The organism is Pseudomonas sp. Sample_16, assembly GCF_004307665.1.
Lineage (GTDB): Bacteria > Pseudomonadota > Gammaproteobacteria > Pseudomonadales > Pseudomonadaceae > Aquipseudomonas.
Window position 1 is genome coordinate 1 of the sequence record NZ_RCOB01000133.1, and the last position, 13,283, is coordinate 13,283.

A 13,283-nucleotide genomic window follows, 5' to 3' on the forward strand; every position below is an offset into this window, starting at 1 on the left:
TCGATCATCGGCAGGTCATCAGGGATGTCCACCGGGCCGACGGATTGACCGTTGAGGGTCAGTTGAAGCGGACGGTTAGCCATTGAGGGCCTCCTTGATGCGGGCAGAAGTGATAGGCAAGTCGCGGACACGTTTGCCGATGGCATGGGCCACAGCGTTTCCGATGGCACCGACCACCGGGATCATCACCACTTCGGCGATGCCTTTGGACGGGTCGCTCGGCGACAATGGCGGCAGGATTTCCGCGGTCTGTTTCCACACCGCAACGTGACGCGCCATTGGCAGGCGATAACGGTTGAAGTTCCAGTCACCCTCCCCCGGCCCGCCTTCGTACAGCGGCATTTCTTCCATCAGCGCATGGCCGATGCCCATGGCGATGCCGCCTTCGAGCTGACCCTTGACCAGTTCCGGCACCAGTACCCGACCGCACTCGACCCACGAGTGATGGTTGAGCACCGACACTTCGTGCGAACCCTTGTTGACCTTCACTTCCACCAGCGTCGCCACCGGGCTGTAGTAAGTCACCGCCGCGTTGTTCAACTGGGTCGCCGGGTAGGCGATGTTCTGCCGGTCCAGCAGATGGAAACCAGCGCTGTTCATCTGCGCTTTCTTTGCTTTCGGCGCACCGTCGCCGTACTTCACCGCCAGGCCATCGAGCGGCAGACGCTCGCGCACGCCATCGATGCTGAACTCGGCCTCGGCCCAGCTCCAGCGGTTGAAACCATGGACCGTCGCGCCAGTGACCAGACCGCGCTCGTGAGCACGCTTGGCTAGCACTGCAAAGGGCAAAGGTTCCATGCCGTTGGCGGTGAGCTTGCCGTCGACCCAATGGGCGTCTTCACGGCGTACCACATAAGGGTTGGCCTGGCCGCCGTAAGGGCCTTGGCGCCAGATCTCCAGCGCCGCTGGCCACAAGCCGTGGTTGAACAGCACACGCGCCGCTTCACGGGTGGCGTGGCTGAAGTAGTACGCCGAGTTGGTGGCCGACGACGCCGAAGCGACCTTGCCGACCCAGCGCGGGTTGCGCAGGAAGTTGTCCTGCTCGGCCTGGCTCATGATGTAGGGGTTGCCGCCGCTGATCAGCTGCAACTCCTTCCATTCGGTTTCGCCAGTCTTCACTTCGTGTGCCGGGTTGCCGAGGAAATCGGCCACCACCATTGCCTGGGAAGTGGACATGCCGGTGCCGATTTCGATACCGATGTGGCGCAGGGTGATACGACCGTCAACGGTGTATTCGATGCTGGCCATCGGCGCTTCCGAACCGGTGCCGAAGTCTTTCTGGCAGATGGCGAAACCGATGCCATACCAGTTGTCCGGGTCGGCTGATTCGCGTTGTTGCTTGATCGCGTGACGATTTTTCCAGGTGTCGTGAACGGCAGCCTTGTCGAGAATTTCATGCAGGCGCAAGGCACCGGCCGGGATCGCGCCCTGGGTGTTTTTCATGCCCGAACGCAGCGCATTCTTGCGCCGCAATTCAATGGCATCGACACCGAGGCGATCGGCGATTTCGTCGACCATCATCTCGGTGGACGCCATGCTTTGCAGGGTGCCGTAGCCACGCATCGAACCGGCTTCCACCGCGCGCGAATGATAGGCCGTGACCTGCAAATCGTTCTGCGGCATGTAGTAGATCGACTGCGCCGCCGTAGCGCCAACCGCTGCCACGGATGGGCTGTAGTTGACACGTCCACCGCCGTCGACGCTCATCTCGGCGCGGAAAATCCTGAAGCTGTGATCGGTCTTGTCCACGGCCAGTTGATAGCGGATATCGAATGGATGGCGCTTGATGCCGCTCTGGAATTGCTCGTAGCGGTCGTTGGCCAGGCGTACCGGTACACCGGCGCCGTACAACGCTGCGAGGGCGGCGTAGTAGACGAAAATGTTGTGGTCTTTGGAGCCGTAACCAACGGTGTAGCCCGGGTGCATGTTCAGGTTGGCCAGGCCGAAACGCGACGGCGCGATCATCTTCGCGGTCTCGGTCGCGGTTTCCAGCGGACATTGGGTAGCGACGACAAAGTGCAGGGTCTTGGTGGCCGGGTCGTACCAGCCGTTGCCGTTGTCCGGTTCCATCGCGGCCGGTTCGATCGACGGCGTCTTGTAGCGCTCGTCGAACACCAGCCAGTTATCCGGCGGGGTGTCGATCTGCTGCTTCATGCGCTCGGCGTAGAACAAGCCGCGCTCGGTCAGATTGCCGTGCAGGTTCGGCTGGGAATTCCACACCGGCCGACGGTTTTTCAGCATCGGAAACAGGATCGAGTCCTTGAGGCTGGCGAATTCGTCTTCGTCCGCCGAGGTCGGCCCGCCCACGCGCACATAGCGGAAGCTGCCGTAGGGATCGCCTTCGTAATACGGCACCTTGGCACCGTAACGAATCGCTTTGTCATTGAATTTGAGTTGAGCCTTGGCCTTGCGGAACCGCTCGAAATCGTTCCAGATCAGGATCGCCACCGGGTGACCGATGAACATCGGCACCTTGCCTGCCGGCAGCAGCGGATCCGGCGCGTGTTCTTCAGGGAACACGATGCCGTCCTTGACCAGGTCTTCGGCGGTGACGATGCGATCCGGTTGCAGATCGGCGCCAAGCCACGCCAGGTCGATGCCGGCAAAGATGTGGTCGGCCTTGATGGTTTTCAGCAGCATGGCGTGGCCTTGCTGCTGCGGCCAGCCCGGCATGTCCTTGGCGCGGATGTCGCGGGCAAAAACCTTGCTGCCGCAAACCTTGGACAAGGCATCGTTACGGGCGCGCGCCTGGCCATTGTTGCCGAGCCACTGCTCGGACGGCACGGTCACGCTGTTTTCCATCAAGGCGGCCAGCGCCTGGCTGCTCAATGGCGTGAGCGTCACGCTCACACCCGCTACCAGCCCGCCCTGAAGGAACGAGCGCCGGGATATATCACGGTTGGACATGGATCATCCTCTGGGCGGTTATGGGGTCCGCCCTTCTGGTTATGTACTGGGAATCTCGAGTCTTGCAGAAGCCCTTCTTGACGATGCAAAGGGCTGTGTCGACAGTGCAAAGCTGACCGAAAGGTTAACTTTAAAGGTTTATGCGCGCGCGGAAAACAAAAAACTGACCATGAGATCAAAAAACCGCGGCTTTTCGCCGCAGCAGGTCAATGAACAAACCCAACTCCCGACTGATGTGCTCCCCCTTGCGCAACAACAGTCCGAATGGCGCCAATTGCACATCCAGCTCCACCGGCAGCGCCACCACCAGGCCCATTTTCAGGTAGTCGCGCAGTGCGGTTTCCGACAGCACCATGATCGCGTCGGTCAGTTGAATCAGTTGCTGCATCGAGTACACCGAGCTGCATTCAATAATGTCTGCCGGCAGCGGCAGCGCCAGGCGCTGCAAGGCTTGATCCAGGCCGATGCGCGCCGGACTGGTTTCAGGTTGCAGAATCCAGGGCCAGCCGTTGACCAGTTCCGCCATTTCCAGCTTCTTGCGTCGGGCCAGCGGATGGCCGGCGTGCACCACCACCAGCAAACGTTCATTGCCCAGTTGTTCGAAGACGTAGTGCTCACTGTCGGTGGCGGCGTTGCGCCGGGCGATGGCGAGGTCGATACGGCCCTGTTCCAGCAACTGGATCACCTGGTCACTGGTGTCACCCATGATGCGAATCCGCAATTGCGGATTGAGCGACTTGATCTCGGCAATCGAATCCATGACCAGATCCGGCGCTGCGCCCATGATGGTGCCGATCGACAAGTAGCCGTAACCGCCCTGCTGCCGCGCCATCAGGTCCTCGGCGCAACGGTCTAGACCGCTGAGGGCCGATTCGGCAAAACGCACCAGTTCCTGGCCCAGCGCCGTCGGTCGCATGCCCCGGGGCAAGCGTTCGAACAGGTCGCAACCGAACATGTCTTCAATTTCATGGAGCATGCGCGTGGCCGCCGGTTGCGACATGTTCAGGCTTTGCGAAGCGCGGTGCAGGTTCTGGCTGGTGCTGAGCGTCACCAGCATGTGCAAATGCTTGTAGCGCAGGCGATTGAGCAGGCTGCGGGAGATGATCGGCGTGGTCATGGCAAACCTTTATATCGATACCCTCAAGGTATCAGTTGTGAGCTAGATTCGATTTGTAACGCATCGATCAGCGGCCGTACAGTCTTCCCCATAAGAACAAATGCCCTACCAAAGGAAAACTGCGATGAAGACTCTACCTGCGCCTCTGCTCGCCAAAATTTCCTGGCGGCTGCTGCCGTTTCTCTTGTTGATGTACATCATGGCCTTCCTCGACCGCGCCAACGTCGGGTTCGCCAAGCAAGCCTTCCAAGCCGATACCAACATCAGTGATGCCGCGTTCGCCTTTGGCGCCGGGGTGTTCTTTGTCGGTTATGCGCTGCTCGAAGTACCGAGCAACCTGATCCTGCACCGCGTCGGCGCCCGTTTGTGGATGTGCCGGATCATGGTCACCTGGGGCCTGGTTTCTGCAGCCATGGTCTTTGCCCACAACGAAACCACCTTCTACGTCCTACGCTTTTTGCTGGGCGTGGCTGAAGCCGGGTTCTTCCCCGGGGTGATCCTTTACCTCACCTACTGGTTCCCCAGCGCTGTGCGCGGCAAGGCCATGGGTTTCTTTTACTTCGGTGCGCCGCTGGCGTTCATCTTCGGTAGCCCGTTGTCCGGTCTGCTGCTGGAACTGGACGGCTTTGCCGGGTTCCACGGCTGGCAATGGCTGTTCGCCGTTGAAGGCTTGATGGCCTCGGCAGTGGGCGTCTGGGCCTACTGGTATCTGGACAATCGCCCGGCCGATGCCAAGTGGCTGACCGTCGAAGAGCGCCAACAAGTGCAGAGCCTGCTCGATCAGGAAGACAGCCATAAACAGAACCACGGCCGCAGCCTGCTCAACGTGATTTGCCAGCCGTCGATACTTTACCTGTGCCTGATCTACCTGCTGATCCAGGCCAGCGTCTACGGCGTGGTGTTTTACCTGCCGACCCAGGTCGGTGGACTGCTCGGCACCAAGGTCGGGCTGATGGTTGGACTGGTCACCGCGATCCCATGGATCTGCGCTCTGATCGCGGCCTACCTGATTCCCGGCTACAGCGACCGTACCGGCGAACGTCGCCGCACCGCATGCCTGACTTTGCTCATGGCCGCCGCCGGGATCGCCTGCTCGGTAACCTTCAGCAACCCGCTGCTGGGCATCATCGCCCTGTGCTTCGCTGCTTCAGGTTTCATCGCCGTGCAACCGGTGTTCTGGACCTTCCCTTCCAGCTACCTCGCCGGCAGCGCCGCCGCGGCCGGGATCGCCCTGATCAACTCGTTCGGCGCCCTCGGCGGCTTCATCGCCCCGGTGCTGAAGAACTGGGCCGAAGGCGCTTTCCATTCACCGGCAGCCGGCTTGTATGTGCTGTCCGCTACCACTGTCATCGCCGCGTTGCTGGTGCTGGGCGTACGTGCGCCCGGGCATAAAGCCTCGAACAAACCGGCCACCATCTAACCTGACCGCCGTTTAAAAAAAGGAATCACACCATGGGCATTCCAACCATCAAACACGTCCGCGCTTTCACCCTGCGCGGCGGTGGCGCGGATTATCACGATCAAGCGGACGGCCACTGGATCGACGATCACATCGCCACGCCAATGAGCAAATATCCCGAGTACCGCCAGAGCCGCCGCACCTTCGGCATCAACGTGCTCGGCACCTTGGTGGTCGAGATTGAAGCCAGCGACGGCACCGTCGGTTTCGCCGTGACCACGGGCGGTGAGCCTGCCGCTTACATCGTCGAGAAACACCTGGCGCGCTTCCTCGAAGGGGCTCGCGTCACCGACATCGAAAAAATCTGGGACCAGATGTACCAGTCGACCCTGTATTACGGGCGCAAGGGCATCGTCATCAACACAATCTCCGGCGTCGACCTGGCGCTGTGGGACTTGCTCGGCAAGATCCGCCATGAGCCGGTGCATCAGTTGCTCGGTGGCGCGGTGCGCGACGAATTGCAGTTCTATGCCACCGGCGCCCGCCCGGACCTGGCGCAGAAAATGGGCTTCATCGGCGGCAAGATGCCGCTGCACCACGGCCCCGCCGAAGGCGAGGAAGGCTTGCGCAAGAACCTCGAAGAACTGGCGACCATGCGTGAACGCGTTGGCCCGGACTTCTGGCTGATGCTCGATTGCTGGATGAGCCTGGACCTCAACTACGCCACCAAACTGGCGGTCGGCGCCCACGAACATGGTTTGAAGTGGATCGAGGAAGCCCTGCCACCGGACGATTACTGGGGCTACGCGGCGCTGCGCAACAACGTGCCCAAAGGCATGCTGGTGACCACCGGCGAACACGAAGCCACGCGCTGGGGCTTCCGCATGCTGCTGGAGATGGGCTGCTGCGACATCATTCAGCCGGATGTCGGCTGGTGCGGAGGCCTCACTGAACTGGTGAAAATCTCGGCCCTCGCCGACGCGCACAATGCGTTGGTCATTCCGCACGGTTCCTCGGTGTACAGCTATCACTTCGTCGCCACTCGCCATAACAGCCCGTTCGCCGAGTTCCTGATGATGGCGCCCAAGGCAGACGAAGTGGTGCCGATGTTCCATCCGCAATTGCTCGGCGAACCGGTGCCGGTCAATGGCCGCATGCGTCTGTCGGAACTTGATCAGCCCGGTTTCGGCGTGACACTCAACCCCGAATGCCAACTGCATCGGCCCTACAGCCGCTGAGAAAGGAGCTCGACATGAACATGCCGCACAACGCTTTCAAGGCTGCGCTGAACAAACCCGCGACCCAGTACGGCATTTGGGCCGGGTTCGCCACCGGATACGCCGCCGAGATCGTCGCCACCACCGGTTACGACTGGATGCTGATCGACGGCGAGCACGCGCCGAACACCGTGCCCGGCGTACTGACGCAATTGCAGGCAGTCGCCCCCTACTCCACCGCGCCAGTCGTGCGCGCGGTGAATGGCGATGCCAACCTGATCAAGCAACTGCTGGATATCGGCGCGCAGACACTGATGATCCCGATGGTTGAAACCGCCGAACAGGCCCAGGCACTGGTGCGCGCCATGCGTTACCCGCCCCACGGCATTCGCGGTGTCGGCGGCGGCCTGACCCGCGCCACACGCTGGGATGGCGTACCCGACTATCTCAATACCGCCCACGAACAACTGTGCCTGATCGTGCAGGTGGAATCGCGGATCGGCGTGGAAAACGTCGAAGCGATTGCTGCCGTCGAAGGCGTGGATGCGGTGTTTATCGGCCCGGCGGATCTGTCGATTGGCCTGGGCCATGCCGGCAATCCTGGCCATCCGGACGTTCAGCAACGTATCCGCCACGCGGTGGACGCCACGCTCGCGGCGGGCAAGGCCTGCGGCATCCTCGCCCCCAACGAAGAAGACGCCCGTCGCTACCAAAGCTGGGGCTGCCAGTTCATCGCGGTAGCCATCGACATCAGCTTGCTGCGTCAGAGCGCCATGGCCACCCTCGCCCGTTACCGCGAACCCGCCAGCACTCAAGCGCCTTCACGCACTTACTGAACTGCCAAGGAGTCGTCCCCATGTCGTCCGTGCCTGTTTACGAAAACTTCATCAACGGCCAGTTCGTGGCCAGCGCTGCCCACATCGATGTGATCAACCCGGCTACCGGCGCCGTGCTGTCGAAAGTCCCCGCCTCAACCGCCGAAGACGTCGAACGCGCCCTCGCCGCGGCCCGTGCGGCGCAAAAGGACTGGGCGCGCAAACCGGCCAATGATCGCGCCGGCTACCTGCGCCGCATCGCCACCAAACTACGGGAAAACGTGCCGCATCTGGCACGCACGATCACCTTGGAACAAGGCAAGATTAGCAGCCTGGCCGAGGTCGAAGTCAACTTCACCGCTGACTACCTCGACTACATGGCCGAATGGGCGCGGCGTATCGAAGGCGAAATCATCACCAGTGACCGCCAGAACGAAAACATCTTCCTGTTCCGCAAACCGCTGGGTGTGGTGGCCGGGATTCTGCCGTGGAATTTCCCGTTCTTTCTGATCGCCCGCAAAATGGCCCCGGCCCTGTTGACCGGCAACACCATCGTCATCAAACCCAGCGAAGAAACCCCGAACAATTGCTTCGAATTCGCCCGCCTCGTGGCCGAAACCGACCTGCCGCCCGGCGTGTTCAACGTGGTATGCGGTGACGGCCAGGTTGGCGCGGCGCTCAGTGGGCACAAAGGCGTGGACATGATCAGCTTCACCGGCAGCGTCGCCACCGGATCGCGCATCATGGCCGCCGCCGCGCCGAACATCACCAAGCTCAACCTGGAACTGGGCGGCAAAGCCCCGGCGATTGTACTGGCTGACGCTGACCTCGATCTGGCGGTCAAAGCCATCCGCGACTCACGCATCATCAACAGCGGCCAGGTGTGCAACTGCGCCGAGCGGGTGTATGTAGAGCGCAAGGTTGCGGATCAATTCATCGAACGCATCGCTGCGGCGATGAGCGCGACTCGCTATGGCGACCCAATCGCACAGCCCGACGTCGAGATGGGACCGCTGATCAACCGCCAAGGCCTGGATAGCGTCAACCGCAAAGTCCGTACTGCGTTGAGCCAGGGTGCAAACTTGATCAGTGGCGGACAGATGGCCGATCTGCCCAATGGTTTCCACTTCCAGCCCACTGTTTTAGCCGGTTGCCGCGCCGACATGGAAATCATGCGCGAAGAGATTTTCGGTCCGGTGCTGCCGATCCAGATCATCGATGACCTGGACGAAGCCATCGCCTTGGCCAACGACTGCGACTATGGCCTGACCTCGTCGATCTACACCCGTGACCTTGGCAAAACCCTGCATGCCATGCGCGAGCTGGATTTTGGCGAAACTTACGTCAACCGCGAGAACTTCGAAGCGATGCAAGGCTTCCATGCCGGTGTGCGTAAATCCGGGATTGGCGGAGCGGATGGCAAGCATGGGCTGTATGAGTACACCCATACCCATGCGGTTTATTTGCAGGGCTGAACGTTGCTTTGAACCTGTGGCGAGGGAGCTTGCTCCCGTCGGGGTGCGAAACGCCCCATGCGGGGACTGCTGCGCAGTCCAGCGCGAGCAAGCTCCCTCGCCACACTTGCTCAATGCTCAAAAATCCACAGTCGCCGACAGCAAATAGGTCCGCGGCGTCGACAGCGTCAAACCCGGCTCGCTGTCATCCGAAGCCCCGGCCGAACTCCAGTAACGCTTGTCGGCCACGTTCTCGACATTGGCCCGCACGGTAATGGTCTTTTCGTCGACCCTGAACGCATAGCGTGCGCCGACGTCGAATCGCTCCCAAGAGTCGATTTCTTTGTTGTTGGACTGATCCAGATACTGCGAACTGGAATAGATCCCGCGACTGGTCAAAGTCAGGCCCTGCACGTTCGGCACGTCCCACTCGGCACCGAGGTTGACGTTGTATTTCGGCGTCGCGGGCGCCCGGTTGCCGTCAAATGTGCCATTGGTGGTATCGGTCAACTCGCTGTCGATGTACATCACACCGCCGAGCAACCGAAACCCCTTGAGCGGTTCGCCAAAGACGCTCAACTCGACACCCTCGTTATTGCGTTTGCCATTGGGGCCAAAGACTCGCGTCGTGGCGTTGGTCTCGTAGGCCGGCTGCTTGATGCGAAACACCGCAGCGGTGACGGCGAATGCTCCGGCGTCGTACTTGGCACCGACTTCGACCTGGCGACTGATGAACGGCGGGAAAATCTCGTCCTCGTTCACCGAGGTCGACGGCGCGATCTTGCCCTGGCTCAAGCCTTCCATGTAGTTGGCGTACAGCGACAGCTTGTCGGTCGCCTTGAACAGAACGCCGCCCGATGGCGAGAACTTTTCTTCGTCGTAGGCGGTATCGCCTTTGACGTCATCCGACCAGTCATCAACCTTGACCCGCTGCCAACGGCCACCGAGTGTCAGCAAAACTCGATCATCAAAAAAGCCCAGGGTGTCGGACAACGCTACGCTGCTGAAGCGGTTTTCGGTGTAGACCTCTGGATCCTGACGCGTCGGGCGCACTGGCGTTGGCGTTTCCACAGGGTTGTAAAGGTTGCTCGGAGCAGCGGCATAACGGGCGCCGCCGTTTTCGAAGTCCATGTAGAAATAGCTGGCCGCCAGGTTGACCTGATGGCTCACCGGCCCGGTATGGAACCAGTTGCGCACGCCCGCCGTGGCCGTGCGGACATTTTCGTCGCGGGTAAAGTCGCGCGGCTGCACGCTGAAATCGCCAGCGTCATTGGTGACCGCAACGGCATGCCGGAGGAAGTCATGGTTGCTTTTGCGCGCGCCCACGCCGCCGTACAGCATGACTGAATCGCTGACATCGAACTCGCCGTTCAGCGTGCCGAAGGTGTCCGTGGTTCGCGCCTGACTCCAGGGCTGCGCATAGTTGTCGCGAACATCGTTGGCATTCGGCACCTTTGCATTGGGGCCGATTTGCACGCGCTCTTGCGGGGCATCGGTATCGCGCTCAGTGTGGCCGATGTCAGTCGAAAGCCGCAGGCGCTCACCGCGAAAATCCAGACCCAGCACGGCCATCTCGCGGTCAACACTCTGGTGATCCCAGTCGGTGTCGCCGGACTGTTTCACGCCGTTGAAGCGAATGCCGAACATGTCACCTTCACCGAAACGCCGCCCGACATCCACGGCACCGCCGAGTTGGTTATCGGATGCATAGCTGCCGGTAAACGATGTGATCGGCTGGTCAGTGGCGCGCTTGGGCACCACGTTGATCCCGCCGCCCACGCTGCCTCGCGGCGAGATGCCATTGATCAGTTGGCTCGGGCCTTTGAGAATGTCGACGCGGTCGGCCATTTCCATATCGATCGTATAGGTTGGCAAGACGCCGTAGAGACCGTTATAGGAAACGTCGCTGTTGAACAGGCTGAGCCCGCGAATGGTGAATTGCTCGTAACGCCCGCCAGCCGGGTTGGTGGTGCGCACTGATGGATCGCTGGCGACCAGGTCGCCCAAGGTCCGTGCCTGTTGGTTTTTCACCGTTTCACTGGTGTAGGTGGTCATGCTGAACGGTGTTTCCATGAAATCCTGCGAGCCCAGCAACCCTTGCGACCCTCGGCGCGCGACCTGGCCGCCGACATAGGGGTCGCCATGTTCGGAATCAACGGCACCGAGGATGGAAGTCGCGCCCAATTGCAGGCTGCTACCTGATGGTGCCGGAATCAGAATGTAGGCCCGTTCGCCCACTGGCTGCAGTTGCAAGCCCGAGTTCTGCAACAAGCGGGCAAAGCCCTCTTCCACTCCGAACTCACCGGACAAGCCGGCGCTGCTGCGACCGCTGACCAGCGCCGGATCGACCGACAGATTGACTCCCGCCAAACCGGCGAACCGTGTCAACGCATCGCCAAGGCCACCGGCGGGCACCTGGTAACTGCGACGGGCGGCGTCATCGGCCCAACTGCTGTTCATCAAAAGCGGGCTGGCACTGAGGCTCAACATCAGGCTCAGGCGCAACAACGGACGCAGACCGGACGACACCGGGCGCGGACAGCAGGACTTTACTGCGGGCATTTGAAGAAGCTCTCTTGTTCGTTCAGTTGCCTTGAATGACAAGCGAGTCGAGAAAAGGGGACAGACCTCACACAACTTTTTTGCGTGGCAGCAACGTCACCCAATAGCGGGTCCGCATTTGCACTTCCAGCGGCAGACTCGCAGAGAGCAGCGCGAGAATGCGATCGGTATCGTCCAGCCGAAAACTGCCGGTCACACGCAGCGTTTCGAGTTCCGGCTCCCAGCGCAAGACACCTGGCCGATAGGTGTCGAGTTCACGCAGGAAATCCCCCAACGGCTGATTGTTGGCCATCAGTACGCCTTCACGCCAACCGGGTTGGAGCACGTCAAAGGCTTGCACCGCTCCGGCACCTGACGCTCGCAAATTGGTTTGCTGACCGGCCCCAAGCGTGAGCAAGGCGCCCTGCAAAGGTCGCAACTGCACTGCACCGCTAAACACCGACACCCGGCAGCCCAGGGCATCCTGACGAACACAGACGTCGCTTTGATCAACGAGCACCTGACCGAACCGGGTCTGGATCGTCAGCGGTGAGACACCCGACACCTTCAACGACATTTCGCCCTCCACCAATTTCACATGGCGATTCGGCATGTCCACATCGACGGCGCTGGCGGTATTGAGTTGCAATTTGCTGCCATCGGCCAATTGCACCTGTTTGCGCTCGCCGGTGGCGGTGTGCAAATCGGCACGCCAGATTTCCAGCGGCAACTGCCGACTGATCAGCCAGGCCGCTGGCACCAAAGCCACCGCGCCCAAGGCACGCTTGAGCACCACGCGCCGTCCGGGATCAGGGCGGTCGAGCGTGCTCAGGGCCAATGCCGGTGGCAGGTCGGTAAAGCGTTGACGCAAGGCCTGTGCCTTCTGCCACGCGTGCTCGTGACTGGCCGAGGTTTCGCGCCACCGCTGCAGATTCGCGCGATCCTGCTCGGTGGCTGCGCCGGACTCCAGCAACGCCAGCCATTGCGCAGCGGCACGGACCACTTGGCGGGCGTCGGGCGCGGCACTGTTCACAGTTCCACCAACAGGCAGTGCTCGTAGGCCTGTGCCATGTAGCGCTTGATCGTGCGCTGCGACACTTTCAGGCGCTCGGCAATGTGCTGATAGCTCAAACCTTCAAGTTGACTCCAGAGGAACGCCCTGCGTACTGGGCGCGGCAATCCGTCGAGCAACTCGTCCAGCGCTTGCAGGGTTTCCAGCAACAGCCAGCGCTGTTCAGGGGACGGCACGCAGTCTTCAGGCAGCAATGCCAGCGCGTTCAGGTACGCCTGCTCCAGGCTACGTCGCTTGTAGAAGTTGCTCAGCAGGCGCTTGCCCACCGTCAGCAAATAGGCGCGGGGTTCGTGTAGATCGGCAATCCGCTGAGAACTGGCGAGCAAACGCAAAAACGTATCCTGGCTGAGATCCGCCGCATCGCAGGCATTGCCCATGCGCCGCCTCAACCAGCCTTCAAGCCAGCCACGGTGATCGCGGTACAGGTCGTGAAGGGTTTGCTCCTTCGGCATCGCTGCATCACTCATCTCAAGAAGCCCTGTGCCAGGAGTCGTAAATGAGAGTGATTCTAATTAATGTTGCAGCGACGAACCAAGTGCTTTATGCAGCAAGTGCGCAGAAAGATCAGCAGCCAGGAGAAAAAGAAAGTAAAAGCCAAATTTCAGACACAAAAAACCCCGGTCTTTCGACCAGGGTTTTTGCTATCGACTCGAAGCAACCAGTGGTTTCTTCGTAGCGCCAAGGCGTTCAGTGGGCCTTGGTGCGGATATGGCGCAGCGGACGGGACTCGAACCCGCGACCCCCGGCGTGACAGGCCGGTA

10 protein-coding genes and 1 pseudogene are annotated in these 13,283 nt (G+C 61.0%); 5 read left to right on the forward strand and 6 right to left on the reverse strand.

Annotated features, from left to right (window positions below; translation table 11 throughout):
* The 3 genes and pseudogenes from D8U69_RS17955 to D8U69_RS17965 form a co-directional block, all read right to left on the reverse strand.
* Nucleotides 1–83, reverse strand: a pseudogene (locus D8U69_RS17955) ((2Fe-2S)-binding protein); the annotation flags it as partial.
* Nucleotides 76–2,907, reverse strand: a complete 2,832-nt coding sequence (locus D8U69_RS17960; protein ID WP_130905362.1) for a xanthine dehydrogenase family protein molybdopterin-binding subunit — start codon at nt 2,905–2,907, stop codon at nt 76–78. The pseudogene D8U69_RS17955 and the gene D8U69_RS17960, both read right to left, overlap by 8 nt.
* Before the next feature lie 175 nt (nt 2,908–3,082).
* Nucleotides 3,083–4,024, reverse strand: coding sequence for a LysR family transcriptional regulator (locus tag D8U69_RS17965; protein ID WP_056853690.1), 942 nt, complete (start codon nt 4,022–4,024; stop codon nt 3,083–3,085).
* Between the two features lie 124 nt (nt 4,025–4,148).
* Between D8U69_RS17965 and D8U69_RS17970 the strand changes: the two genes are divergently transcribed.
* Genes D8U69_RS17970 through aldA form a run of 4 tightly spaced genes read left to right on the forward strand, consistent with a single transcriptional unit; the run spans nt 4,149 to nt 8,930 of the window.
* Complete coding sequence (locus D8U69_RS17970) at nt 4,149–5,444, forward strand: MFS transporter (protein ID WP_056853691.1); 1,296 nt, start codon at nt 4,149–4,151, stop codon at nt 5,442–5,444.
* A 32-nt stretch (nt 5,445–5,476) separates the two neighbouring features.
* The gene (gene rhmD, locus D8U69_RS17975) at nt 5,477–6,661 is read left to right on the forward strand and encodes an L-rhamnonate dehydratase (protein ID WP_130905363.1); all 1,185 of its coding nucleotides are present in this window, start codon (nt 5,477–5,479) and stop codon (nt 6,659–6,661) included.
* Nucleotides 6,662–6,675: 14 nt separating this feature from the next.
* On the forward strand, nt 6,676–7,476 hold the full coding sequence (locus D8U69_RS17980; RefSeq protein ID WP_130905364.1) for an HpcH/HpaI aldolase/citrate lyase family protein: 801 nt from the start codon (nt 6,676–6,678) through the stop codon (nt 7,474–7,476).
* A 20-nt stretch (nt 7,477–7,496) separates the two neighbouring features.
* The gene (aldA, locus tag D8U69_RS17985; protein ID WP_056853694.1) at nt 7,497–8,930 is read left to right on the forward strand and encodes an aldehyde dehydrogenase; all 1,434 of its coding nucleotides are present in this window, start codon (nt 7,497–7,499) and stop codon (nt 8,928–8,930) included.
* 117 nt (nt 8,931–9,047) lie between these two features.
* On the opposite strand, the gene D8U69_RS17990 is transcribed toward aldA, so the two are convergent.
* From D8U69_RS17990 to D8U69_RS18000, 3 genes are all read right to left on the reverse strand, one after another.
* Nucleotides 9,048–11,471 (reverse strand): TonB-dependent receptor, encoded by a 2,424-nt coding sequence (locus D8U69_RS17990; RefSeq protein ID WP_130907833.1) that lies wholly within the window; start codon nt 11,469–11,471, stop codon nt 9,048–9,050.
* A 67-nt stretch (nt 11,472–11,538) separates the two neighbouring features.
* A complete protein-coding gene (locus D8U69_RS17995) occupies nt 11,539–12,483 on the reverse strand; it encodes a FecR domain-containing protein (RefSeq protein ID WP_056853696.1) in 945 nt (314 codons plus the stop codon).
* Nucleotides 12,480–12,989 (reverse strand): sigma-70 family RNA polymerase sigma factor, encoded by a 510-nt coding sequence (locus D8U69_RS18000; protein WP_056853697.1) that lies wholly within the window; start codon nt 12,987–12,989, stop codon nt 12,480–12,482. Before D8U69_RS18000 ends, D8U69_RS17995 begins: the two co-directional genes overlap by 4 nt.
* Before the next feature lie 29 nt (nt 12,990–13,018).
* On the opposite strand from D8U69_RS18000, the gene D8U69_RS18005 reads away from it, so the two are divergent.
* Entirely contained in the window at nt 13,019–13,198 is a 180-nt protein-coding gene (locus tag D8U69_RS18005) for a hypothetical protein (RefSeq protein WP_130907834.1), read from the forward strand.
* Nucleotides 13,199–13,283 lie beyond the last annotated feature (85 nt).